Genomic DNA, 24846 nt, shown 5'->3' with positions numbered 1-24846 from the left:
TAACTATCCTTGATTTTACTAACAGACTTTTAGTTTTAACGCTGCAGTTGCCAGCCTTTTGCCTAGTTGTTGTGCCAGACGAATCTCTTCACTGCTGAGGGTTGCCTCATGGCCTACACTGCTGGCGCCATACGGAGTGCCTCCGGACTGCGTAGTGTGTAACTCTGGTTCGGCATAAGGAATGCCCAAAACCATCATCCCGTGATGCAACAAAGGGGTCATCATGCTTTGTAACGTTGTTTCTTGACCACCATGCATCGAAGAGGAAGAGGTAAAGACACAAGCTGGCTTATCGATTAAGTCACCACTGACCCATAAAGATGTAGTCTGATCCCAGAAGTGCTTTAAAGGCGCAGCCATGTTGCCAAACCAGACGGGACTGCCAAACGCTAGACCGTCGCACGTTTTCAGTTCCTCTAGAGTAACAATTGGATCAGAAGGGGAGTGTGAGTGAGGTGACAATTCTTCAACTGTACGCAAAATTGCTTGGCATTGAGGAGTCGATTCGACTCCTCTTGCTATCTGTCTTGCCAGTTGTTTTGTCGAGCCGTGACGGCTGAAATACAAAATAAGGATCTGGCAATCCATTTATAGAATATCCAACACTTGCTCTGGTGGTCGACCAATTTTCGCTTTGCCGTTGGCAACTACCACCGGACGCTCAAATAATTTTGGATTTTTCGCCATTGCTTCGAACAATTGCTCATCGCTAACAGAGTCTTCGCCTAGGCCAAGTTCTTTGTATTCGCTTTCTTTGGTGCGCATCATTTCACGTACAGATGAAAAGCCAAGCTGTGCGTACAGCGCTTTTAGCTCATCTACGTTAAGTGGTGTGTCTAGGTATTTGACGACTTCCGGTGTAACACCATTTTGCTCAAGCAGTTCAAGTGTTTGACGACTCTTTGAGCAACGAGGGTTGTGATAAATCACGACTGACATGGTTTTCTCCATTTCGTTATTGTAATGCCATGAATCGATCTCTTTGGATCATGAGTTGGTCAATACGGGCATCGTATCGAGCTTGCTCTAAGCTGCCCAACTTGGCCATTTTACTTGCTTCACTATAATATTGAATCGCTTTATTCCAGTTTGCTCGCAACGCCAAAATTTCCGCTCGCGCAGCCAACTCTTCATCACTACGTCCTAGCGCGTGGTAGCTCTTCGATATTAGGTGCCAGCCATTTGTATCTTCAGGATAATCATGAGTGTATCTTTGAAGAACTCGCGTGGCTTGATCGTTTTTATTGTCCTCAAGTAGCGCGTTGGCATAGTTAATGGTCAATACTTTATTTTGAGGGTTCCGAGATAACGCTTTACGGAGCATATCGGTTGCTTTTTCTGGCTGCTTCTTCTCGATATATAAATCCGTCATAGCATCCAGGTAGAACGGGTTACTTGGGTCCTGCTCCAGCAACTTTTTCAAAATAGGTTCCGCTTGAGACAAGCGTTTGCTGTCTAAATGTACGAGTGCTCGCCCATAGTCAAAAGCAGGTGTGATGTCCGCAGAGGCTTTCTTTTGAGTTCGTTCAAACCAGCCCAAAGCAGCTTGTCCATCAATGCCAGCGTAACGAGCCACAATGCGCGCACGCGCTAGGTGATAGTCTATTGAAGGCACAACACGCATTGGTGGATAGGTCCTTGCTCGTGCACGGCTATCGGTAATTCGATCTTCAGGTAGTGGGTGAGTCAGTAGCATTGGCGGCGGTTTACTCGCATAACGATATTCATCTGCAAGACGGCCAAAAAAACGTGGCATTGCTTGAACATCAAAACCAGCTTTTGCCAGTGTCGAAATACCAAAGCGGTCCGCTTCTTTCTCATTTGCGCGAGTGTAGTTGATTTGGCTTTGCATGTTACCTGCGGTTGCCGCCGTAATTGCAGCCATCCCCGCTTCTGGTGAGGCAATCGAAAGCAGTAATGCGCCAGCGAGTGCAGCTAATGTGGCCGGAGAGCGACGTGCTTGCTCTTCCATGCTGCGCGCAAGGTGGCGTTGTGTGACGTGCGCAATCTCGTGAGCAACAACAGAGGCCAACTCACTTTCTGAACGCGCATGAAGAAACAACCCAGAGTGCAACGCTACGTAACCACCAAAAAACGCGAACGCGTTAATATTGCGGTCGCGAATCATAAAGAAGTGAAACGGCGTTTTCACATCGTTCGCATTGGCTACTAGTCTGTGCCCGAGAGCGTCAATATATTCATTGATAACAGGATCATTAACGATAGGTTTACTGGCTCTGAGCATACGCATATAGGCGTCGCCGTAAATCAACTCTTGGTCTATTGAGAGCGTACCACCAGCAGCCGTACCAATGTCTGGCAAGTCAATGCTATTGGCATAAGTTGTCGGCGAACTGATTGCAGCTGCAAGACATAAGCAAACTAGCGAGCGAGTGCGTTTTAACATACGTTTAAAAGGTTCTCCAAAATACATAAGCATGTGGTTAGAGGCTGAGAACCTCTCAACTGCGCCACATGCGTTTTGGTTATCCGCGAGGATATAAGCTAGCAATAAGACCGGAAATAAATGAATTGGTTTCGTAAATTATTTTATATCCGAGTCATTTCAGCATGTGGTTAAATCATGTCAGAAGTGCTAGCACCAGCTCAAAAAGCCGTTACAATACAACCCTATCATAAGTGCAGAGCAATACAATGGAATCCATGTTACTTGATTTGCGTGAACAACGTTGCCCTATGGCACTGTTACTTGCAAAGCGTCACGCTGCTGAAGTCTTTCAAGGAGAAACGCAGCAGTATCATCAACTTGTTATTCAAGTGGTGGATAACAGCTCTAAACGAGACATTGTGAACTATCTCAGTGCCCAAGGGTACTCAGTTGATTGCCAATCTACATCAGAGCACTACACATTGACTGTATTCAATAAGGAATCCGCATAAGATGTTTGAAATGGTTAGTCGTTGGTATAAACGACGTTTCTCAGACCCTCATGCAGTAAGTCTCGTCGCGATCTTGCTGTTTGGTTTTATCACCATTTACTTCTTTGGGCATTTGATTGCGCCATTGCTTGTCGCGATCGTTTTGGCTTATTTACTTGAATGGCCAGTCGTAAAAATGTGTCGCATGGGCGTGCCGCGCACTTTGTCGGTCATCATCGTGATCTTAATGTTCGTCGGATTGATGTTGATCGCTTTGTTTGGTTTGGTTCCGACGATTTGGACTCAGGTCGGTAATCTAATTAACGATATTCCAAACATGTACAACGGGTTACAAAAGTTTATTGTCACGCTACCAGAACGTCACCCTGAGTTAGCAAACTTAGAAATTGTAGAAACCGTGGTGACAAATGCCAAAAACCAAGCGTTGGGACTTGGTGAGAGTGTAGTAAAAGGCTCACTTGCGTCATTAGTCAGTATTGCGACGCTAGCGGTATACCTGATTTTAGTGCCACTACTTATCTTCTTCTTACTGAAAGACAAAGAAGAGATGCTAAGAATCGCGAGTGGTGTTTTGCCGAAAAACCGTAAGCTCGCGAATAAAGTTTGGCATGAAATGAACGAGCAGATCTCCAATTACATTCGCGGAAAAGTGCTCGAGATTTTAATCGTGGGTGGCGTGAGTTACGTGACTTTTGCCATTTTAGATCTTCGCTATTCGGCGCTGCTTGCCGTAGCTGTCGGTCTATCTGTGTTAATTCCTTATATCGGCGCGGCAGCTGTAACCGTGCCTGTCGCCATCGTTGGTCTGTTCCAGTGGGGTCTTGCGCCTCCGTTTTATTGGTTGCTGCTTGCTTACGGTATTATCCAAGCGCTGGATGGTAATGTGTTGGTTCCTGTTCTGTTTTCTGAGGCGGTAAATCTACACCCAGTTGCCATCATTGTGGCAGTGTTAGTCTTCGGTGGCTTGTGGGGTTTTTGGGGCGTATTCTTCGCCATTCCGTTGGCGACACTAGTTAAAGCTGTATGGCATGCCTTACCAAGTACGGAAGAAAACGAACCAGTCGAACAAGAGTAGGCGTTACCAAAGTACAATGCTCAAAAGAAAGCCCAGCAGTTTGCTGGGCTTTTTGTTATTTGAGAACGGATCGCGCTTATGCGTTTTCGTTCAGGTAATTTAATACGACTTCGTGGTGATCTTTGGTTTTGAACTTGTTGAACACGTGTTCAATTACGCCTTCTTCATTGATCAGGAAGCTAATGCGGTGAAGACCATCGTATACTTTACCCATGAATTTCTTTTCGCCCCAAACGCCAAATTGGTCTGCAACGGCATGATCTTCGTCAGAAAGCAGGGTGAAGTTTAAATCATCACGCTCGATGAATTTGCCTAGGCGTTTTACAGGGTCGATGCTTACGCCAAGTACCACCACGTTGTGTGCATCGAGTTCAGCTTTGATGTCACGAAGACCTTTTGCTTGTGTAGTACAACCCGGAGTCATCGCCTTAGGGTAAAAATAGAAAAGTACTTTCTTGCCTTTAAAGTCTTCAAGAGAAACGGTATTTCCGTCTTGGTCGAGCAAAGAGAAGGCTGGCGCTGGCGAGCCTGCTGTCAGCGTATTCATGGTGATTTCCTTTACTTTATAGTGTGTTTTTAATGAAATTCAGAGAACCTTGTACGTTGAGCGACTGACAAAGTTCATCGAAATCTTCTTGTAATTGCATTAAGTTACAATCCGCACTTACTGATGCGGTAATCGCAATGTGGAATTGGTCGGCATCAAGTTGAATTTTCGACTTACTGATAGTTTGGGCGCTAAGAGAGTCCAAACCAATCTGTTGATCCGCGAAGAACTTAGTAAACTTTTCAGTCAGACCTGGGCGGTCTTCAGACTCAATAAACACTTCCATTGTGTAGCTGTTGTCGAGCAATTCGTGCGCCGACGTACGCTTCATAATCGTAATCAGATCATGCTCTTGGCCAAGTAGGGGCAATTGCGTTTCTACTCGAGTCACACTGCTGGCGTTCCCAGTTAGGAGCATGATTAGCGTAAATTCACTTCCAAAGATAGCGATACGGCTATCGACTATGTTACAACCGGCTTGAGTAACGAGGTGTACGACTTGGTTACAAATGCCTGGACGGTCCGTTCCAACTGCTGTAAGTACCAGATGTTGCTTCATAAATGAGCTTCTTGTCCTTTCTTCAATAGAGAGATGTTAGCACAGATATTGCGGAGAAATATCGAGTCAGTTCTTTTTTTAGTTTACAAAAAAGCAGGTTGGCTCTTGAGGTGAACGATCGGAGGCAAGCAGTAAACGAGGGAGTTGGGGGAATAAAACGTTTGCATGATGTGCTTGCGTATTGTTTGGTCTTTTTATTCACTCAGGTCTGACTTGGCGAGCGCAACCCAAGAGTATATTTTCCTGGCTTGTGCACTTCAGTATTTTCTAAATCACTGATAGATTCTAAAGTCACTCGAAAGCCCAACACGATTATCAATATTGCCGCTAATCAAACCAAATAGAGCAATTAAGTTGCTAGACCTCTAACAACTGATAATTATTCATTCATTTGTACTTTGTAAGCGAGTTTACGCTCTTGTGTTTTTCAATCGCATTACAGTACCATGCAGAAAGAGTTAAATGAGGGAGATAAACATGTTTTCAGGAAGTATCGTAGCGCTGATTACGCCATTCAAAGCAGATGGCGAAGTAGACTTTGACAGTCTGCAAAAGCTAGTAGAGTACCACGTTGAAGCGGGTACAGACGGTATTGTGGCAGTAGGCACAACAGGTGAGTCAGCGACACTGACCATTGAAGAGCATGTAAAGGTCGTTAATAAAACTGTTGAGTTTGCCGACGGTCGCATCCCTGTGATTGCTGGCACGGGTGCAAATGCAACCCATGAGGCAGTAACATTTAGCAAATTACTGGCTGATTCTGGTATTGCTGGCTTCCTGAGTGTGACACCGTATTACAACAAACCAACTCAAGAAGGTTTGTTCTTGCACTACAAGGCAATTGCTGAAGCGAGTGATGTGCCTCTAATTTTATACAACGTACCAGGCCGTACTGCTGTTGATATGCAGCCAGAAACAGTGGCACGCTTGTCAAAGCTTGATAATATCGTGGCTTTAAAAGATGCAACGGGCGATTTGGACCGAATTGCAATTCACCGTGAACTTTGTGGCGAAGATTTTATCTTACTAAGTGGCGATGATGCGACGGGTCTCGATTTTGTGAAACTTGGCGGCAATGGTGTTATCTCGGTAACAAACAATATTGCAGCTAAAGACATGGCAGACATGTTCCATTTGGCAAGCGAAGGTAAGTATGAAGAAGCAGAAGCGATTAACCAACGCTTGATGACTCTACACAAAAACCTTTTCATTGAAGCAAGCCCTATCCCAGTAAAATGGGCAGCGCAAAAGCTTGGTTTGATTGAAGAAGGTGGTTTGCGTCTTCCTTTAACCACACTTTCTGAACAATCGCAGCCGATCGTCGAACAGGCGTTAACCGACGCCGGTATTTATTAAAATTGAGCTATTAAGATTGAGTTACTAGGATTGAAGTTCATACTGGGGGCCAAAGCGCCCTCGGTGTTTTAGGAGTATAGATGAAGCTTTCAAGCCAGTTAGTGTTAAGTTCATTAGCTGTATTCGTATTGACTGCCTGTTCAGGTGGTGCCAATCAACGTCGTCAAGCAAAAGATGACTTCGAGTATTTGAACTCCCCCAATTTGGGCGAGTGGAATGTCCCACAGGGTGCACAGCCTCAGTTTTACCCTAACTATGAGATCCCTCAGGGTAACTATGCTGGTGGTGTAGGTAAAGATGTCGACATTCGTCCACCTCAACAAGTCCTAGAGCTTATTCCTGGTGCACGTCTGGACCGCAGTAGTGATGGTGAAGTGACACTTTGGCTACTTCGTAAAGATGAACTAGATAAAGTTTGGCAAACGGTACAAAACATGGTCGCGGCCAACGAGATTCCAGTTGAAAGCCAAACAGATTCTCGTATCGAGACAGGTTGGGTGACGTGGGATTCGCCAGACGAAGAGCTGGAAATTGGTAGCCGATATGAGATCGTACGTGCTGAAGCAAATGGTCGACACGGCTTTAAAGTGAGTCTTATTGACTGGCGTGAAGGCAATCAAGTGAAAGAAGTAACGGCGACCAACCGTGAGCGCTACAATGTGTTCATGACGAACTTGGTAACCGCTCGCTACGATCAAGAAGTACGTGAAGAAGCACAACGTAAAGCGCAAGAGTTGGTTAAACAGATCCCAATTACAATGGGTAAAGACCGCAGCGGGCTTCCTGTGATTGTCGCGCGTGCGCAATACAACATGCTTTGGCAACGTCTGCCTAATATTCTACCTAAGATGGGCTTTAAGATTGAAGAGCGTAGCCAGTCTCAGGGCACAATCACTGCGAAATATGCGTCTCCGGATGATGAATTCTGGAATGATATCGGCGTTAAACCAGTGGAGTTAGACGCTGGTAAGTACACATTCTTACTTGGTGATTTAGGCAACCGTACGTCTATCAATATTACGGATTCCTCTGGTAAGCCAGTAGAAGAAGAGTTTTTGAAATCACTAGCGCCTGTATTGGCTGCGACGGTGAAGCAGTAACCAAAGCGAACTTAACGCGAGACGTTTACACAATAATTGAAAAGGGACCTAGTGGTCCCTTTTTTGATGCTTATATTCGGCGTGTCGGGATAAAGTAGGTGTTTAACTAACGAGGCTCGTCTTTATTGCTCTCCTCGTCAGCGGAGCGCTGTTTATCCAACGTGTTCAGCTTATCTAAATCGTTCTTACGGCTTTTATCCATCTGACCAAACTTCATTTTTGCGGTGTATTTGAGTGCGGCAATGTTACCAATGACCACGCTCAACACTACAATGATAATGACCCAAGGATTGGTGAGTATTTCTATCATAGAGCCTCCGGCGGCGTGATATTGTGAATAAATTTGGCAACGACGTTATCCAAATTATTCAGTATGACGTCAATCCCTGCAATGTTGTCGGTCTGATTTTGCTGAATCAGCTGGTTTCTGAGCACATCAGGCGTCAATTGCGCGAGGCACTGTTGCCCGACAGTGCGGTGGCTAATGTGCCAAGGCTCAATCGAAACGCCACCTAAATCTTGCTGATAAGGGAAGAAGAAGCCGAATCGACCAAGGTTGGCTTTTAACCATTGGTAGAACGCTTGCTGGTGGCCTTCAAGGTACTCCCAAGGCTCCAGCTTGAGTTTGGTGTCAGTAGGCAATAAATTGCGCGCATAGACATCAAAATCGCAACCCCAATGATGACGACTTCCTCCAGGCAGTGCCGACCAGCGCAAAATGGCCATCAACTTCTCTTCGTCATTTAACTCTGCTTTGTTTAAAGGGCGGGAGTTGACGTCGAGAATTGGCAACTCACCAGAAAACTTCCCGTTCCAGATCGCTTTTTGGCGGTTGAAGTCACGAAAACCACTGGCGATTTCCATTTTAAAACCTGCTTCTGTTGCCGCTTCAATCATCTTTAGCAGATCGTCAGCTACTTCAGGGTGGAGTAGAAACGCTTTTTGACCCACTAAAGTGGATTGCAGATGAGAATCTGTGGTGCCGGTGAGTTGCTCTGGTGTCATGGTGTTCTCGCTGATTACTTCGCTAACAGGTGTTTCAACGTGTTCTCGTACATGTCAGTCAACTTTTCTAGATCGTCCACTTTCACGCATTCGTTCACTTTATGAATCGTAGCATTAACAGGGCCTAACTCTACGACTTGACCACCCATTCGAGCGATAAAGCGACCATCAGACGTACCGCCAGTTGTAAGTAGTGCTGGCTTCGTATCATTCACTTCGGCAACAGCAGCAACAACTGCATCTAGCAGCGCGCCTGTATCAGTCAGGAATGGGTCGCCGTTGAATGTCCATTTTAGGTCGTAGTCCAGCTCATGCTTGTCTAGTGTTTCGGTAACACGCTGAACAATTGCGTCATTGTTAAGCTCAGTACTAAAACGTAGGTTGAACTGAACATGGAACTCGCCAGGAATGACGTTAGACGCACCAGTGCCAGCCGATACGTTCGGGATCTGGAAGCTGGTTGGTGGGAAATAATCATTTCCTTTGTCCCATTCGGTTGTTGCGAGTTCATGAATCGCGAGTAGAGACTCGTGCACTGGGTTATTGGCTAGGTGAGGATAGGCCACGTGGCCTTGTGTTCCTTTTACCGTTAAATCGCCCGTGATAGAACCGCGACGTCCATTTTTCACCACATCGCCAACTACTTCGGTACTGGATGGTTCACCGACGATACACATGTCGATATTTTCGCCACGTGCCATCAACGTTTCTACAACACGAACTGTACCATTGATAAATGGTCCTTCTTCATCCGACGTAATTAGAAAGCCGATTGAGCCTTTGTGGTCTGGGGTTTCTTCAATGAAGCGTTCGACAGCAACGACCATAGCAGCTAGCGACCCTTTCATGTCCGCTGCACCGCGACCGTGTAGGTAACCATCAATAATAGTTGGTTCAAACGGATGTGTATCCCAGTGCTCCAGTTTGCCAGCAGGTACCACATCGGTGTGGCCAGCGAACGCAAATAGTGGCGCTTCTGAACCACGGCGAGCCCAGAAGTTCGTGGTGTCTTCAAATACCATCACTTCAATTTCAAACCCGAGTGCTTTTAAGCGCTCGATCATCAAATCCTGACAACCTGCGTCTTCCGGCGTTACAGATTGTCTACTGATCAGATCTTTAGCAAGTGCCAATACTGGACTGTCTGTCATCCTTGAGTATTCCTTTATTTAAGAGTTGAAAATGGTAGCGTATTGATCAGCTTTAAAACCGATATGAAGTTGATCATTCACTTTTAAAATTGGGCGCTTGATCATCGCCGGATTTTCTACCAAAAGAGCGATCGCGTTTTCTTCGTTAAGCGTGTCTTTTTGTTCTTGTGTCAGTTGGCGGTAGGTCGTGCCACGTTTGTTGAGCACCTGTTCCCAACCTAAAGCGCGACAAAATTCGCTTACCATAGCTACATCAACGCCTTGCTTACGGTAGTCATGGAAGTCGTAAGCAATATCCTCAGCTTCTAACCATTTTTTGGCTTTTTTGATCGTATCGCAGTTGGGAATACCAAACATGGTAATCGACATAGTGTTTCCTTTTTTCTTTGTTCTATTTTTCACTGGCGCGGTTAAGACGCACTTAAGTGATTTGGCTGCTATAGCATCCTATCAAGAAGCAATCAAACTGACAAAATGCGGTGGAAAATATTTTCAGATAGATTGAGATAACTGATGTTACGTAACTTATTTACGATGAATGCACTATAAATCGAATAAAAAATCGTCTAAATCAAATGGAAAAGTCGAGTTATTGATCAAACGCAACATCTCGCTGAGCAAAAACGAAATAATGAATCAGCACAATTTTAGGAGGTGTCAATGGAATTGAGTCCTGTTTTTGCAAGGCGGCTATATTTGGCCTTGTTGGTGGAAAACCTAGAAAGGCCGAATGTGCCAAAGTTGATCGAAAAAACGGGGTGGCCTCGTCGTACAATTCAAGATGTACTCAAGGCGTTACCTGGGATCGGCATTGAACTCATATTCGTTCAAGATGGCCGACGTCATAATGACGGCTATTATCAACTTTCAGATTGGGGGCCTTTTGATAGCCAATGGGTTCTAGAGCGGGAGAGAGATATCGCTAGCAGTCTTGGATTTCGTGCATAAGCCAGCAATTGCTGGCTTTTTTCATATTCAGGCGTCATCTATTGCAGCGGTAAGCGGAGCCCAGCACGCTAAATGAGGTGATAAAATCTTGCGGGGAGACCATAAAAACGGTATCCGCATCGATAGCCGCTGCATTGTTTTTTAAATCATTCATTGCACCTTGCATCATCGCTTCATTGGTCATGAAAATGTAGTTATACCAATGACCCTCGCTTCCGGTGACTTCGCCTTTGTATTCGCATCGATCAGGGTTGAACTGAGCGTCAATGCGAATATGAACATCTTGGCTTTGAGCATGAGTAAGGTGAGAAGGCATCGTGCAACCAGAGAGAAGTACGACAAAAAGTCCAAGTAACAGGCGTCTCATCAGCTATTTCCCCAATACTATGTAAGCAGCAAAGCCAATCCAGCTCAGAGCGAGCAGTATCCAAGGCAGTTTGCTTGATGCATAGTTTGGCGCATCGTTGGTGATGTTGTCTTGTTCGATAGCTTCTTCATGCTGACGTTGCTTTTCACGTTGCTGTTTTTTCTTTGCTTTATCGGCTTGACGATTGCGCTCTTTTTGCTGCTTCTTATATTGAGCGATGCCTTTTTCGATACCTTGAGCGATCAGCTTGGTTTGCTCTTTGGTTTGCCCCGGTTTCTGTGTGGATTTGGCAATTCTCATCGCTTCGGCTTGAGTTTCTTGAGAAGGCGCTGGGGTAGCTGGAGTTCTTTTTTTCATGTTTCTCATCAACGTCATTGTAAATCTTTGTTTAGTTTACCTGTGTAAGATGATGAAATGAACTTTAGTTCTCATCTTTGCTGGCTTGCAACTCTGAAATGATAGGTTAAAGTGGCGTTTTATCACATTAAGAAGAAGATGTTGTGCGCTACTCGTTTGACCAATATGACGCCCATGGATTTTTAAAAGCGCCGATTATTTTATGGTTTGGATGGATGTTTCTTGTACGTTCATGGGTTGTGTTTGCGATGGCAGGCGTAAGTCGTGATAGTGGCAGTAAGCTACTCGCTATTGTTTATCCAGACTCAAGTACGCTGTATTTGGGTTTGGCTATGGGCATTCCAAGCCTGCTTCTCATGTGGTTGATGGGGCTCCGTCACCCCGATAGAGGATGGGTAAACAGAATTACTCGCTATGGTCGAGAGATCACTTTGATCTTGTGCGGTATCCAACTGGCTCAGACCATGTATCATGTGTATCTGGAACATGGTGTATTCAACTGGGCAAACGCCCTTACCATTACCTTATTAGCTTGGTTTATGATCTATCTTCTAAATGGAAGATGGGTAAAAGACTGTTTTCATGTGCCACAATTGGAGCGCAATGAAGAACAGCCTTCGAAGAATTAAAAACAATAACTTCCCACACCGGGGCAAAGTATAGAGGAAACCTCAATGTCACAAGCTCAAACGGCGATCGTGCCAGAAGCAGGGCCATTTGCACTGTACACTCAACTTAAAGTGAACCAAAACCGTGAAAACGTATTGGATAAGCTGAAAGCACTACCAAAGTTAGTGGAAGAGTTAAATATTACCCAGCCAGGCGCGGCGCTGACCCTTTCAATCGCATTCACAAAATCGTTTTGGCAACACCTCAATGTAGACGCGCCAGAAGAGCTTATTGATTTTACTCAACTTGGCGAAGGAGACATCGTAGCGCCTGCAACGGATGTTGATGTGCTGATTCACTGTCACTCTACTCGTCACGACTTGCACTTTTATGTTCTGCGTAAGTTTCTAGAAGAGACGGCAGAAGATGTCACCATTGTGGACGAAACGTATGGGTACCGTTACCTTGATGCTCGTGATATGACAGACTTTATTGATGGGACAGAAAACCCGAAAGGGGAGGCTCGCGCTGATGTGGCTCTAGTAAAAGAGGGCCCATTTGCTGGAGGTAGTTATGTCATGGCTCAACGCTTTGAACATAACCTTGCCGCTTGGAATCGCTTGAATGTCAAAGCGCAAGAAAAAGTGATTGGTCGTACCAAACCAGACTCTATCGAGCTAGAAGACGTTCCTGCTGCATCACACGTTGGTCGCGTTGATATTAAAGAAGAAGGAAAAGGTCTCAAGATTGTTCGTCATAGCTTGCCATACGGGACGGTAACAGGGCCTCATGGCCTGCTGTTTATTTCTTACTGCAATACACTTCATAACATTAAAGTGATGCTAGAAAGTATGTACGGCGTGACAGATGGTAAAACAGACCAAATGCTTCGTTTCACAAAAGCGGTAACTGGTGCGTACTTCTTCGCGCCTTCGCAAGAAATGCTAGCAGAGCTAGCCATCAAGTAAGCTCTCAGACTTTATTTCTTAAGCCCTCCAATTGGAGGGCTTTTGTTTTCTATTTCTATTCCAATCTCTTTTCAAAAAACACTAAACTTTTCTGTTACTTGGTCGATAAATACTCAAAGCCTTAATTTTAGGACCCTTTATTCGTGGCGATCACCGTTAATACCAATGTGGCAGCACTTGTCGCACAGCGTCATTTGACCAGTGCAACGGATATGCTGAACCAATCCATGGAGCGTTTGTCTTCAGGGAAGCGTATTAACAGCGCAAAGGATGACGCTGCGGGTCTGCAAATCTCCAACCGTCTGCAATCGCAAATGCGTGGTTTGGATGTCGCGGTACGTAACGCGAACGACGGCATTTCCATCATGCAAACCGCCGAAGGGGCGATGAATGAGGTGACCAATATCATGCAACGTATGCGTGATTTGTCGCTACAGTCAGCCAATGGTTCAAACAGCAAAGCGGAACGCACTGCACTGCAAGAAGAAGTGACGGCACTTAACGATGAGCTAAACCGCATTGCCGAAACGACCTCCTTTGGTGGGCGTAAACTGCTCAATGGCAGCTTTGGTAAGTCGGCATTTCAAATCGGTGCAGCGTCAGGTGAAGCTGTGCAAGTTGAATTAAAGTCGATGCGCAGTGATGGCATTGATATGGGCGGCTTTAGTTACATTGCAAACGGACGTGCAAGCTCTGATTGGAAAGTAAAAGACGGTGCGAATGATCTTAGTATGTCATTTACGAATCGTTTTGGTGAGACGGAAACCATTCAAATTAATGCCAAAGCTGGCGATGATATCGAAGAGCTTGCGACTTATATCAATGGTCAAACTGACAAAGTCACGGCATCGGTGAATGAAGAAGGTCAGTTACAGCTATTTATGGCTGGAGAAGAAACTTCAGGCACTTTATCGTTTTCAGGTGACTTAGCGAGTGAGCTGGGGTTACAGCTAAAAGGTTACGATGCGGTTGATAACATCGACATTACGTCTGTCGGTGGTGCGCAACAAGCCGTGGCCGTCCTAGATACTGCGATGAAGTACGTTGATAGCCATCGTGCTGAGTTAGGCGCGTATCAAAACCGCTTTAATCACGCGATCAATAATCTGGATAACATCCACGAAAACTTAGCCGCTTCCAACAGTCGTATCCAAGACACTGACTACGCGAAAGAAACCACGCAAATGGTGAAGCAGCAGATCTTGCAGCAGGTCAGTACTTCTATTCTTGCACAAGCAAAACAAGCGCCAAACCTAGCATTAACCTTACTTGGCTAATGATCGACCTCGCTCGAATTTAACGTAAAACCTGCCTGTATCGACAACTCGAAAAGAAGCTTTAGCGAAAATTTGACGTTTTTTTGCTTTTTTATCTGCTTCATCACGATTCCTTCTCCAAATGAACTTTTTCCAAAAAAATCCAAAAAATTCCCTAAAGAAATCAGTTTGAGCGCCGTTAATAAAAGTAACTTTGAGAGAACTACTTGGTTTTCCGAGACGTCGGAAACCGCTATACCGGAAAATCAATTGGAGAAATCACCATGGCAGTGAATGTAAACACTAACGTATCAGCGATGACCGCTCAGCGTTACCTAAACAACGCAAACTCAGCTCAACAAACTTCTATGGAGCGTTTGTCTTCGGGGTTCAAAATCAACAGCGCAAAAGATGACGCTGCGGGTCTACAAATTTCGAACCGTTTGAACGTACAAAGCCGTGGTTTGGATGTGGCGGTTCGCAACGCGAACGACGGTATCTCAATTGCACAAACCGCTGAAGGTGCAATGAACGAGACCACTAACATTCTTCAACGTATGCGTGATTTGTCTCTACAATCAGCAAACGGTTCAAACTCGAAATCAGAGCGTGTGGCGATTCAAGAAGAAGTGACCGCGCTAAACGACGAACTAAACCGCATCGCAGAAACCACGTCTTTCGGTGGTAACAAGCTACTAAACGGCACACACGGTGCGAAATCGTTCCAAATCGGTGCGGATAACGGTGAAGCCGTGATGCTTGAGCTAAAAGACATGCGTTCAGACAACAAAATGATGGGCGGTGTGAGCTACCAAGCTGAAAGTGGTAAAGGTAAAGACTGGAACGTTGCTGAAGGTAAGAACGACCTAAAAATCAACCTAACGGACAGCTACGGTCAAGAGCAAGAAATCAACATCAGCGCAAAAGCAGGTGACGATATCGAAGAGCTTGCGACTTACATTAACGGTCAAACTGACCTAGTGAAAGCCTCAGTAGACCAAGACGGTAAACTGCAAATCTTTGCTGGCAACAACAAAGTCGAAGGCGAAGTCGAGTTTTCAGGCGGCCTATCTGGCGAGCTAGGTTTGGGCGAAGGTAAAAAAGTAACGGTAGATACTATCGACGTAACCTCAGTTGGTGGCGCACAAGAATCTGTGGCTATCATCGATGCGGCACTGAAATACGTCGACAGCCACCGCGCAGAGCTGGGTGCATTCCAGAACCGTTTCAACCATGCAATCAGCAACTTGGACAACATCAACGAGAACGTGAATGCGTCGAAGAGCCGTATCAAAGATACTGACTTCGCGAAAGAAACGACTCAAATGACCAAGTCACAAATTCTATCGCAAGCGTCAAGCTCAATCCTTGCGCAAGCGAAACAAGCGCCAAACTCAGCGCTAAGTCTGCTAGGTTAATTTCAAACCTAAGACGAGAACCTCATTGGCTCGTGGTGAGAGATGAGCGAGTAAACCCAGCTTCGGCTGGGTTTTTTTCTGTCTTTTTGGGACTCAGAATTTCTGCGAATCACGACATTAGAGCTTCGTAACATTTCAGTAAGCCAAAGAAAATAATCGCAAAAAATTGAAAATTTCTTCTAAAGGATATTCATCGGTCGCCGTTAAAGGGACTGAGAGAAATGAGATGTACCTAAGTGAGGTGAGAGACACGACGGTACATTCACTAAAGCCTTAAGGAGATCAATTATGGCGATTAACGTTAATACTAACGTTTCTGCGATGACTGCACAGCGTTACCTAAACCAGGCAGCTGACGGTCAACAAAAATCAATGGAGCGTTTGTCTTCGGGTTATAAAATCAATAGCGCGAAAGACGATGCTGCAGGTCTACAGATTTCAAACCGCTTGAATGCACAAAGCCGTGGCCTAGACATGGCGGTGAAAAACGCAAACGACGGTATTTCTATTGCACAGGTTGCTGAAGGTGCAATGAATGAATCTACCAACATCCTACAACGTATGCGTGACCTATCGCTTCAATCTGCGAACGGTTCTAACTCAAAAGCAGAACGTGTTGCGATCCAAGAAGAAGTAACAGCGCTAAATGACGAGCTAAACCGTATTGCTGAAACTACCTCTTTCGGTGGTAACAAGTTGCTGAACGGTACATACGGTACGCAATCTTTCCAAATCGGTGCAGACTCAGGTGAAGCAGTGATGCTGTCTATGGGTAGCTTGCGCTCAGACACTTCTGCAATGGGTGGCAAGAGCTACGCAGCAGAAGAGGGTAAAGATGCATCTTGGACTGTTGGTGAGAAAACTGAGTTCAAAATGAGCTACACCAACAAACAAGGTGAAGAGAAAGAGCTATCGATCAGCGCAAAACAAGGCGACGACATTGAGCAGCTAGCAACGTACATCAACGGTCAAAACGATGATGTAAAAGCGTCTGTTGGTGAAGATGGCAAGCTACAAGTATTTGCTTCTTCTCAAAAAGTTCAAGGTGATGTTGAGTTCTCTGGCAACCTAGCGGACGAGATCGGCTTTGGCGGTCCGAAAGACGTAACAGTGAAAGACATCGACGTAACAACAGTAGCAGGCTCTCAAGAAGCTGTGGCTGTTATCGACGGTGCCCTGAAGTCAGTAGACAGCCAACGTGCGTCACTTGGTGCTTTCCAAAACCGCTTCAACCACGCAATCAGCAACCTAGACAACATTAACGAGAACGTTAATGCGTCTAACAGCCGTATTAAAGATACTGATTACGCGAAAGAAACCACTGCGATGACTAAGTCGCAAATTCTTCAGCAAGCAAGTACTTCAATCCTGGCTCAAGCGAAGCAGTCTCCATCTGCAGCGCTAAGCTTGTTGGGCTAAGTGGTTGACCCAGCCTGAGGTAAACACCTTAGTGCTGGGGCACCAAAGCGATAGGTTCTATCGTTAGCCCATAAGGTGGAAGGGAGATTGTAATGGATATATCCTCCTACGCATCGAACATCCAGCCTTACGGCACGCCAAGTGGCACAAAGTTTGCAAATAAAAATGGCAATGATATAGGCACGTCTAGCCCAGCAAATTCAAATGGTGAGGTTTCGCCGCAAAAAGCGAAAGACACCGAATACGACTTCTCTGTTCAAGCAGCGATCGAGATGGCAGAGAGCCGTCAAGAGCTGAACAAAGAAGAACGTGAAAAATTGGTCGCGCAAATGAATGAGTTTGTGACGTCCATAAACAAAGGAGTCGCGTTTCGAGTGGATGAGGAATCCGGGAGAGATGTGGTGACGATTTACGAAGCCAAAACGGGCGACGTGATTCGTCAAATTCCTGATGAAGAAATGCTAGTGGTATTGCGTCGCCTAGCTGAGCACACAGCCAACAGCGGGTTGTTGACTGAAAAAGTGTAAGTCGTTTTTAGAGGTGATTTGATGAGTTTAGGCCCTTTGGGGATGTCTGGCGGCATGGATATCAATTCCATGGTCAGCAAAATTGTGGATGCCGAACGCGTACCAAAGCAGCAACGCATTGACAACGAGCGCACGACAATTAATGCCAGTATCAGTGCCTACGGGCGACTCAGAGAATCACTGGATACGATGAAAAACCTCATGGCGAACTTTCGTCAAGAGAAAGCGTTTGCCGTTCGTACTGTTGAAACGACAGACGACAATATCGTATCTGCTACTGCAACTACAGATGCTATCGCTGGCAAATATGCTATCGATGTGTTGCAGCTTGCCCAGAGCCACAAAGTCGCTTCTGACGTACTGCCAGAAGACGCAAAGTTTGGCCCTGGTAAGCTGCAGATTTCGCTTGGTGATGACACCTTCAACGTGAACGTTCGTTCGAGCTCCAAGCTCACAGATGTCGTACGCGGCATCAACGGCTCAAAAGACAACCCCGGTGTTCGAGCATCTCTCATTAACGACGTTGAAGGACCACGCCTTATCCTTGCCTCAAATCTCTCTGGTAAGGATCATCAAATCAGAGTCAGTGTGGAGGCCGACAAAGGCAACCCTCTAAAATATTTCGAATATCAAACACTTGAAGACCGTGTTAACGCGCTTGAAGAAGCTCGTTCAGCGGCGGAAGAAGTGTTAGGTCCTCTTCAATTCCCAGAGCAACCAGTGGAACTGGATGCAAACGGCAATCCTCTACCTCCAGAAGAGCAAAAAGCGGCAGAAAATGGACAAGATGATGGCTCCCAAGAGCCAATCTCTGCTGCGGGTGCAGAAGCTGCTAAAGCTGGGCAGGAAGCGATTGATGAAGCCAACCGACGCGCAAGTTTGCGCCCTGAAGACCGAATTCCAGGGTGGACAGAAACTGCGTCAGGCACTTTGCTGGATTCTTATGAAGAGCCAGAGCTCGAACTCGACGAGAAAGCAATAGAGAAGGCACCAGATGTTCCGGGTTGGAGCAATGCGGCATCAGGCACATTAACCGACTCTTACGTTACGACGAAAGAGGCCAAGCAGCTTCTTGAGCAAGAAAAAGCTGAAATTGAGCAAAAAATTGCGAGTGAAAAACAAGCGCTAGACGCAAAAGTTGAACGTGGTGAATTGACCGAAGAGCAAGCGAAACAAATTCATCGCGCTAAGCTGGATCCTCAAGAACGTGAACGTTTAGACAAAATTGATGAAGCAGAAGCGAAAATCGCAAAAGCGCAATCTGCTTTTGAAGAATACCTTGGTATGACAGAGGTACAAGCAGGGCAAGATTCAGAAGTTCTGCTTGATGGAGTAGCAAAGCTTTCTAGTCACAACAATGTGATTGAAGATGCCATAGAAGGTGTTGATTTAACGCTTAAAGGCAAATCAGAACCGAACAAGCCACCTGCTGAAATTGGCGTCGAATACGACCGTCAGAGTGTGCGTAACGACATCGAAAACTTTGTTGCGGCGTACAACTCGTTTTATCAAACGTCTCAAGCGTTGGCGAGTGTGGATCCGGTTACTGGTCAAAAAGGCCCGTTGTCGGGTGACAGTACCGTACGCAGCGCAGACTCACGATTAAAATCGGTATTTTCCACTCAAATTGATAAAGCGCCTGAAAACCTAAAGTCATTAACTGAATTTGGCATTACTACCACGCGTCAAGGCACCCTAGAAATCAACTATGACATGTTGGATCGTCAGTTGAACAACAACTTCAACGAGCTAGAAAAGTTCTTCGGTGGCAACACAGGTTTTGCTAAACGAGTCGAAGACGCGATTCATGGTATTACAGGCATTACAGGCAGCATTCGTACTCGAGAAAAAAGTCTCACAGAACAAAATTATCGTTTGAGTGATGATCAAGCGGCATTAGATCGCCGCATGGAAAGCCTAGAAAAGCGCACTCACGCGAAGTTTACCGCCATGCAAGATGCGACTGGCAAAATGCAAGGTCAGTTAGGTGCCTTAATGAGTGCGCTGGGTTAATAAATGCAAAAAGAACTCATAGATATTAGTGATATAGATCAACTAATTACGCAAGAATTGGAAAAAGTCGACTTTAATACTGAAGAAATTCTTCGCTTGGTCGATATCAGGGAACGGTTATTGCAAAACCTGTTACCAATTATTCATCAAAATCCTTTGGTTAAGCAGGATGCAGAGTGGCAAGCGTTGCTTACTCGTACCAAAAGAATTGTCGAGCTGATGCAATCGGAAACGTCAAAGGTCGGAAAAGAACTTCATAAGTTTCGTTATGGCCAGCGTTCGCTTCAGCAGTACAAAAAATTTATTTAAAAGAGGATTACTATGCGCGGTTCTTTGCAAGCATACAAAAAGGTATCAGTCGACAGCCAGCTAAGCGCGGCTTCTCCGCACAAAGTCATTCAAATGCTTATGGCTGGTGCGATTGAGCGCCTTATTCAAGGTAAAGCGGCCATGCAAGCAGGCAATATTCCAGCAAAAGGTGAGCGTTTAGGTAAAGCGCTAGACATCATCATTGCGCTACGTAGCTGTCTATCGATGGATGACGGTGGTGATATTGCTTCAAACTTAGATTCACTCTATGAGTTTATGATCACGCAAATTTCAGCTGCTAACCATCAAAATGATCCTCAACTGATCGACGACGTTATCGACATTATCCGTGAGATCAAATCCGCTTGGGACCAAATCCCTACAGAGTTTCATAATCTTACAGCAGCTGAAGTCGGTATTTAATAACCAAAACAACGCGTTAAGATATTAGAGGAATATATTTGTCAATTGCGCAACGAGTTGTGTAGCAAAGTTTCTATCAAGCTCACACCTCTTTATTGCTTGGTTGCCTTATTTTTATATTCAAATAAAATAGAAGCCATTAGTAGCCCTAATGGCTTTTTTTGTTGCTGATTTTCCTATTTTGTCTATCGTAAATTGAGTGTGGTGGTTCTGCCTTCTTTTAGCACCCAATTGCGCAAATCAAGGTTTGGCCGCAACGCACCTAAAATAAAGGCAATCATTCTTACTTATGCAAGGTTTGGCAAAGCTGCTTGTAATTGATGATGACGCATCAAGTCGTTTAAATTTAAGCAATATATTGGAATTTGTTGGAGAAAATTGCGAAGCGGTCAGTTCTGATCAGCTCAGCGATGTTGATTGGTCTAGCGTATGGTCGTGCTGTATTGTTGGTAACATTCCAGCAGGTCAAGCGGCGAATACGGTTATCTCTCATTTAAACAGCGCCTACCACATCCCACTTTTAGTCATGGGCCGATTTCCGTTGCCCGTGGATGATCTTCCAAATTTTGTAGGTGAGCTAGAACTACCTCTTAATTACCCACAGCTTAGTGAGGCGTTACGCCACTGCAAAGACTTTCTGGGTCGAAAAGGGGTCAATGTCGTTGCCAGTGCACGAAAAAACACGCTTTTTCGCAGCTTAGTTGGTCAAAGCAGAGGTATTCAAGAAGTTCGTCACCTGATCGAGCAAGTCTCAGACACTGAGGCAAACGTGTTGATCTTGGGTGAATCTGGTACTGGTAAAGAAGTCGTTGCGCGTAACATTCACTATCATTCGTCCTACAGCAGTGGTGCCTTTGTGCCCATTAACTGTGGTGCAATACCGCCTGAGCTTCTAGAAAGTGAATTGTTTGGCCACGAAAAAGGCGCGTTTACTGGTGCGTTAACGGCGCGTAAAGGTCGATTTGAGCTCGCAGACGGTGGCACGATCTTTCTTGATGAGATTGGCGATATGCCGATGTCGATGCAAGTGAAGTTACTTCGCGTATTGCAAGAGCGCTGCTTCGAACGCGTGGGTGGCAATAGCACCATCAAGGTCAATGTTCGAGTTGTCGCGGCAACACACCGTAATCTAGAAAGTATGATTGAAGAAGGCACGTTCCGAGAAGACTTGTTCTATCGTTTGAACGTGTTTCCAATCGAGATGCCTGCGCTGAAAGAGCGCAAACAAGATATTCCATTGCTGCTGCAAGAGTTGATGACGCGTCTGGAAGCGGAGGGTGGCCAGCCTATCTGTTTTACCCCTCGTGCGATCAATTCATTGATGGAGCACAACTGGCCGGGTAACGTGCGTGAGTTAGCCAACCTTGTTGAGCGAATGATCATTCTGTACCCAAATAGCTTGGTCGATGTAAACCACTTACCAACCAAATATCGCTACAGTGATATCCCGGAGTTCCAACCAGAAAGTAATCCGTTTATTTCCGTTGAAGAACAAGAGCGTGATGTGTTCCAAGACATCTTCTCAGAAGACTTTAGCTTTGATGATCAAGACGATCTTGACCACAGCATGAACGCTCCGCAAGCGCTGCCGCCTGAAGGTGTAAATCTGAAAGAGCTGTTGGCTGATTTAGAAGTTAATATGATCAGCCAAGCGTTAGAAGCACAAGGTGGGGTCGTGGCACGAGCCGCTGATATGCTGGGTATGCGACGCACAACGTTGGTGGAAAAAATGCGTAAGTACAACTTACAACGCTAGGCAGCGTTGAGATTTAAGACGATATCTAAATCATTTGGGCTATTTAGCATCGTTTTTCTGACACCAAAAACCGTTATCTGAGGGTGTCAACTTATTGTCGATGACTTAACGTCATGATAAATATAAAAAATAGCTTGGTACGCTAATTGCTTACCAAGCTATTTTAGTTTTAGCGGCGATATTTCGACAGGCAGTAATGGATAACAACACCAACCAATCCCATTTAGATTCCGTAGAAAATCAGGTTGAGCGCTATAAGCAGGTGCTTGATGTGATGCCTGCTGGAGTGATTCTGCTCGACACGTACGGCATAGTGCGTGAAGCAAACCCAGAGGCGCACCGAATTCTTGAGATTCCACTGGTTAATGAAAAATGGTTCAACATTATTCAGGCGGTGTTTGATCCTCGTGAGGATGATGGTCACGAAGTTTCCCTGCGGAATGGTCGTAAAGTTCGATTAGCCATTTCAGCTTCTACGACAGGTCAATTGATCCTGATTACCGATTTAACCGAAACTCGCTTACTTCAAGCTCGTGTGAGTGATTTACAACGCTTGTCGTCGTTAGGGCGTATGGTAGCGTCGCTTGCTCATCAGGTAAGAACGCCGCTATCGAGCGCCATGCTATATGCATCCAATTTGGGAGCGCCAAACCTTCCACCAGCGACAAGGGATCGCTTTCAAACCAAATTAATGGATCGACTGCACGATTTGGAAAAGCAGGTTAATGATATGCTGCTTTTTGCTAAAGGTGGTGATAATAAAGTCATTAAGCCATTTACGATTGCTCAGTTGGTGGCGGAATATCAGCCGATGGTCGAAACCGCGCTAAAAAATAATGGTATTGATTACTGCCTAGAAGTGGAAGAAGAACAAACTGAGTTGCTAGGCAATGCGAATGCGATTGCATCCGCGTTGAGCAACCTTGTCATGAATGCGATTCAGATGTCTGGTAAAGAGTCGCAAGTCGATATTTTTTTCCGCCCGGTAAATGGTGAGTTGCGCATTTCAGTGCAAGACAGCGGACCGGGTGTACCTGAAGAACTACAAGCCAAAATTATGGAGCCATTTTTTACCACGCGTTCTCAAGGAACCGGGTTAGGGCTGGCTGTTGTTCAAATGGTTTGCCGTGCCCATGACGGTCGATTGGAACTTATTTCAGAGCAGGGTGATGGAGCCTGCTTTACCATGTGCATTCCGCTAGAGCGAGTGCAACCAGAAGCGCAGTAAGCAGCTTCTGGTAATAACAATTACTGGAGAATCAGAATGGCGCAAAGCAAAGTGCTGATCGTAGAAGACGATGAAGGTCTTCGTGAAGCCCTAGTGGATACTCTGGCTCTGGCAGGGTATGAGTGGTTAGAAGCTGACTGTGCGGAAGACGCACTACTAAAACTCAAATCGAATACTGTCGATATCGTCGTTTCTGACGTGCAAATGGCAGGTATGGGCGGGTTGGCTCTGCTCAAAAACATCAAGCAGAATTGGCCTAACTTACCAGTACTGTTAATGACGGCGTACGCCAACATTGAGGATGCCGTGTCGGCAATGAAAGACGGCGCGATTGACTACATGGCGAAACCATTTGCACCAGAAGTATTGCTGAACATGGTCAGTCGATATGCACCGATCAAAAGCGATGACAATGGTGACGCGGTCGTGGCAGATGAAAAAAGTCTGCGCCTACTTGCATTGGCCGATAAAGTGGCACGTACAGATGCGAATGTTATGGTGCTAGGTCCGAGTGGCTCAGGTAAAGAAGTGATGTCGCGTTATATTCACAACGCATCAAACCGTAAAGATGGTCCATTTGTTGCTATCAACTGTGCGGCGATTCCAGACAACATGCTGGAAGCGACACTATTTGGTTATGAGAAAGGCGCGTTCACTGGCGCTGTTCAAGCGTGTCCGGGTAAGTTTGAACAAGCGCAAGGCGGCACAATCTTGCTGGATGAAATCAGCGAAATGGACTTAAACCTGCAAGCGAAACTATTACGTGTTTTGCAAGAGCGTGAAGTGGAGCGCCTTGGCAGTCGTAAGAGCATCAAGCTGGATGTACGCGTGCTCGCGACCAGTAACCGTGATCTCAAGCAGTACGTCTCAGACGGCAACTTCCGTGAAGATTTATACTACCGCCTGAATGTGTTCCCAATTGCGTGGCCAGCACTGAACGAACGCAAAGGCGATATTGCGCCACTTGCCAAGCATCTTGCTGAGCGTCATTGCAGCAAGATGGGGATGCCAGTGCCTCAATTTTCAGCCGTTGCGGTAGAAAAACTGCTGCAATACCCTTGGCCAGGTAACGTTCGTGAGCTGGATAACGTGGTGCAACGAGCTCTTATCTTAAGTGAGAATGGTGATATCGACGCTGAGCACATTTTACTAGAAGGGGTGGATTGGCAAGATGCCAATAGCTTGCAGCATGTGGTGCAAAATGCAGAGATGGTGGTACCTAATGTTAAGCCAGTCGCTCAACCTGAGAGTGTGAACCGTCCGGTATCTGGCGGGGAAGGCTTGGGCAGCGAGCTGCGTGACCAAGAATACGCCATTATTTTGGAAACCTTGGTGGAGTGTAACGGCCGACGCAAAGAAATGGCGGAGAAACTGGGCATAAGCCCACGAACCTTGCGCTACAAACTTGCCAAAATGCGTGATGCTGGTATAGATATCCCAAATTAACATGTGCAATCGCCATAAGACAAAAAGTGTAAGCAAACCGCTAACTAATGTCTTATGGCACGTTAATTGCTGTGTTAATAATCAGTTTTGTTAATAGTCAATCTTTTG

28 protein-coding genes are annotated in these 24846 nt (G+C 45.7%); 17 read left to right on the top strand and 11 right to left on the bottom strand.

The features are described 5' to 3' along the window. Window positions 1–18 precede the first annotated feature (18 nt). From wrbA to J8Z23_RS11875, 3 genes are read right to left on the bottom strand one after another with little or no spacing between them, the layout of a single operon-like run. A complete protein-coding gene (gene wrbA / locus J8Z23_RS11885; RefSeq protein ID WP_012841512.1) occupies window positions 19–588 on the bottom strand; it encodes an NAD(P)H:quinone oxidoreductase in 570 nt (189 codons plus the stop codon). Beyond that, the gene (arsC, locus tag J8Z23_RS11880; protein WP_005380410.1) at window positions 589–939 is read right to left on the bottom strand and encodes an arsenate reductase (glutaredoxin); all 351 of its coding nucleotides are present in this window, start codon (window positions 937–939) and stop codon (window positions 589–591) included. Window positions 940–955: 16 nt separating this feature from the next. Next, window positions 956–2407, bottom strand: coding sequence for a beta-barrel assembly-enhancing protease (locus tag J8Z23_RS11875; protein WP_046875521.1), 1452 nt, complete (start codon window positions 2405–2407; stop codon window positions 956–958). A gap of 257 nt (window positions 2408–2664) precedes the next feature. Between J8Z23_RS11875 and J8Z23_RS11870 the strand changes: the two genes are divergently transcribed. Beyond that, window positions 2665–2901 (top strand): sulfurtransferase TusA family protein, encoded by a 237-nt coding sequence (locus J8Z23_RS11870; RefSeq protein ID WP_046875522.1) that lies wholly within the window; start codon window positions 2665–2667, stop codon window positions 2899–2901. 1 nt (window position 2902) lies between these two features. Continuing rightward, window positions 2903–3976, top strand: a complete 1074-nt coding sequence (locus tag J8Z23_RS11865; RefSeq protein ID WP_006741685.1) for an AI-2E family transporter — start codon at window positions 2903–2905, stop codon at window positions 3974–3976. Window positions 3977–4052: 76 nt separating this feature from the next. Here J8Z23_RS11865 and bcp read toward each other — a convergent pair whose 3' ends face one another. Next, window positions 4053–4523 (bottom strand): thioredoxin-dependent thiol peroxidase, encoded by a 471-nt coding sequence (gene bcp / locus J8Z23_RS11860; RefSeq protein WP_005380418.1) that lies wholly within the window; start codon window positions 4521–4523, stop codon window positions 4053–4055. 16 nt (window positions 4524–4539) lie between these two features. Further along, entirely contained in the window at window positions 4540–5082 is a 543-nt protein-coding gene (locus tag J8Z23_RS11855) for a glycine cleavage system protein R (RefSeq protein WP_012841515.1), read from the bottom strand. Window positions 5083–5559: 477 nt separating this feature from the next. Between J8Z23_RS11855 and dapA the strand changes: the two genes are divergently transcribed. Beyond that, on the top strand, window positions 5560–6438 hold the full coding sequence (dapA, locus tag J8Z23_RS11850; RefSeq protein WP_176320057.1) for a 4-hydroxy-tetrahydrodipicolinate synthase: 879 nt from the start codon (window positions 5560–5562) through the stop codon (window positions 6436–6438). An 80-nt stretch (window positions 6439–6518) separates the two neighbouring features. Further along, a complete protein-coding gene (gene bamC, locus J8Z23_RS11845) occupies window positions 6519–7538 on the top strand; it encodes an outer membrane protein assembly factor BamC (RefSeq protein WP_006741687.1) in 1020 nt (339 codons plus the stop codon). 106 nt (window positions 7539–7644) lie between these two features. Here bamC and J8Z23_RS11840 read toward each other — a convergent pair whose 3' ends face one another. The 4 genes from J8Z23_RS11840 to J8Z23_RS11825 are packed head-to-tail and all read right to left on the bottom strand — an operon-like array spanning window position 7645 to window position 10063. Then, window positions 7645–7848, bottom strand: coding sequence for a DUF2897 family protein (locus tag J8Z23_RS11840; RefSeq protein ID WP_012841517.1), 204 nt, complete (start codon window positions 7846–7848; stop codon window positions 7645–7647). Then, window positions 7845–8543, bottom strand: a complete 699-nt coding sequence (locus J8Z23_RS11835) for a M15 family metallopeptidase (protein WP_182034642.1) — start codon at window positions 8541–8543, stop codon at window positions 7845–7847. Before J8Z23_RS11835 ends, J8Z23_RS11840 begins: the two co-directional genes overlap by 4 nt. A gap of 14 nt (window positions 8544–8557) precedes the next feature. Continuing rightward, entirely contained in the window at window positions 8558–9694 is a 1137-nt protein-coding gene (gene dapE / locus J8Z23_RS11830) for a succinyl-diaminopimelate desuccinylase (RefSeq protein ID WP_257896885.1), read from the bottom strand. An 18-nt stretch (window positions 9695–9712) separates the two neighbouring features. Continuing rightward, window positions 9713–10063: an ArsC family reductase gene (locus J8Z23_RS11825; RefSeq protein WP_047008853.1), complete on the bottom strand. Its 351-nt coding sequence runs from the start codon at window positions 10061–10063 to the stop codon at window positions 9713–9715. 291 nt (window positions 10064–10354) lie between these two features. Here J8Z23_RS11825 and J8Z23_RS11820 point away from each other — a divergent pair, with 291 nt between their 5' ends. Continuing rightward, a complete protein-coding gene (locus J8Z23_RS11820; protein WP_005380433.1) occupies window positions 10355–10642 on the top strand; it encodes a winged helix-turn-helix domain-containing protein in 288 nt (95 codons plus the stop codon). A gap of 34 nt (window positions 10643–10676) precedes the next feature. Here J8Z23_RS11820 and J8Z23_RS11815 read toward each other — a convergent pair whose 3' ends face one another. Beyond that, window positions 10677–11009 (bottom strand): DUF4156 domain-containing protein, encoded by a 333-nt coding sequence (locus J8Z23_RS11815; RefSeq protein ID WP_434633642.1) that lies wholly within the window; start codon window positions 11007–11009, stop codon window positions 10677–10679. A 3-nt stretch (window positions 11010–11012) separates the two neighbouring features. Continuing rightward, a complete protein-coding gene (locus tag J8Z23_RS11810; protein WP_139060392.1) occupies window positions 11013–11366 on the bottom strand; it encodes a DUF2956 domain-containing protein in 354 nt (117 codons plus the stop codon). Between the two features lie 143 nt (window positions 11367–11509). Between J8Z23_RS11810 and J8Z23_RS11805 the strand changes: the two genes are divergently transcribed. The 12 genes from J8Z23_RS11805 to J8Z23_RS11750 all read left to right on the top strand — a co-directional run bounded on the left by J8Z23_RS11805 (window position 11510) and on the right by J8Z23_RS11750 (window position 24738). Continuing rightward, window positions 11510–11995 (top strand): DUF2919 domain-containing protein, encoded by a 486-nt coding sequence (locus J8Z23_RS11805; protein ID WP_012841521.1) that lies wholly within the window; start codon window positions 11510–11512, stop codon window positions 11993–11995. Window positions 11996–12040: 45 nt separating this feature from the next. Beyond that, a complete protein-coding gene (locus tag J8Z23_RS11800) occupies window positions 12041–12943 on the top strand; it encodes a Dyp-type peroxidase (RefSeq protein WP_048625862.1) in 903 nt (300 codons plus the stop codon). Window positions 12944–13086: 143 nt separating this feature from the next. Then, a complete protein-coding gene (locus J8Z23_RS11795) occupies window positions 13087–14220 on the top strand; it encodes a flagellin (RefSeq protein WP_046875529.1) in 1134 nt (377 codons plus the stop codon). Between the two features lie 263 nt (window positions 14221–14483). After that, window positions 14484–15617 carry a flagellin gene (locus tag J8Z23_RS11790; protein ID WP_005393103.1) on the top strand — a complete coding sequence of 378 codons (1134 nt, stop codon included), beginning with the start codon at window positions 14484–14486 and terminating at the stop codon, window positions 15615–15617. Window positions 15618–15905: 288 nt separating this feature from the next. After that, the gene (locus J8Z23_RS11785; RefSeq protein WP_006741693.1) at window positions 15906–17036 is read left to right on the top strand and encodes a flagellin; all 1131 of its coding nucleotides are present in this window, start codon (window positions 15906–15908) and stop codon (window positions 17034–17036) included. A gap of 92 nt (window positions 17037–17128) precedes the next feature. Further along, the gene (flaG, locus tag J8Z23_RS11780) at window positions 17129–17563 is read left to right on the top strand and encodes a flagellar protein FlaG (protein ID WP_047008849.1); all 435 of its coding nucleotides are present in this window, start codon (window positions 17129–17131) and stop codon (window positions 17561–17563) included. 21 nt (window positions 17564–17584) lie between these two features. Next, the gene (gene fliD / locus J8Z23_RS11775; protein ID WP_395206296.1) at window positions 17585–19576 is read left to right on the top strand and encodes a flagellar filament capping protein FliD; all 1992 of its coding nucleotides are present in this window, start codon (window positions 17585–17587) and stop codon (window positions 19574–19576) included. A 3-nt stretch (window positions 19577–19579) separates the two neighbouring features. Next, window positions 19580–19885: a flagellar protein FliT gene (locus J8Z23_RS11770; protein ID WP_152811792.1), complete on the top strand. Its 306-nt coding sequence runs from the start codon at window positions 19580–19582 to the stop codon at window positions 19883–19885. Between the two features lie 12 nt (window positions 19886–19897). Beyond that, on the top strand, window positions 19898–20308 hold the full coding sequence (gene fliS, locus J8Z23_RS11765; protein ID WP_012841524.1) for a flagellar export chaperone FliS: 411 nt from the start codon (window positions 19898–19900) through the stop codon (window positions 20306–20308). Window positions 20309–20597: 289 nt separating this feature from the next. Next, window positions 20598–22064, top strand: a complete 1467-nt coding sequence (locus J8Z23_RS11760) for a sigma-54 dependent transcriptional regulator (protein ID WP_006741695.1) — start codon at window positions 20598–20600, stop codon at window positions 22062–22064. Between the two features lie 196 nt (window positions 22065–22260). Next, entirely contained in the window at window positions 22261–23292 is a 1032-nt protein-coding gene (locus J8Z23_RS11755; RefSeq protein WP_046875535.1) for a sensor histidine kinase, read from the top strand. A gap of 36 nt (window positions 23293–23328) precedes the next feature. After that, window positions 23329–24738 carry a sigma-54-dependent transcriptional regulator gene (locus J8Z23_RS11750; protein ID WP_301659724.1) on the top strand — a complete coding sequence of 470 codons (1410 nt, stop codon included), beginning with the start codon at window positions 23329–23331 and terminating at the stop codon, window positions 24736–24738. Window positions 24739–24846: the final 108 nt, after the last annotated feature.

Origin of the sequence: Vibrio sp. SCSIO 43086 (assembly GCF_051132235.1) — a bacterium.
In the GTDB taxonomy this organism is placed as follows: Bacteria; Pseudomonadota; Gammaproteobacteria; order Enterobacterales; family Vibrionaceae; genus Vibrio; species Vibrio diabolicus.
This window is presented reverse-complemented; position numbering and strand designations above follow the sequence as displayed.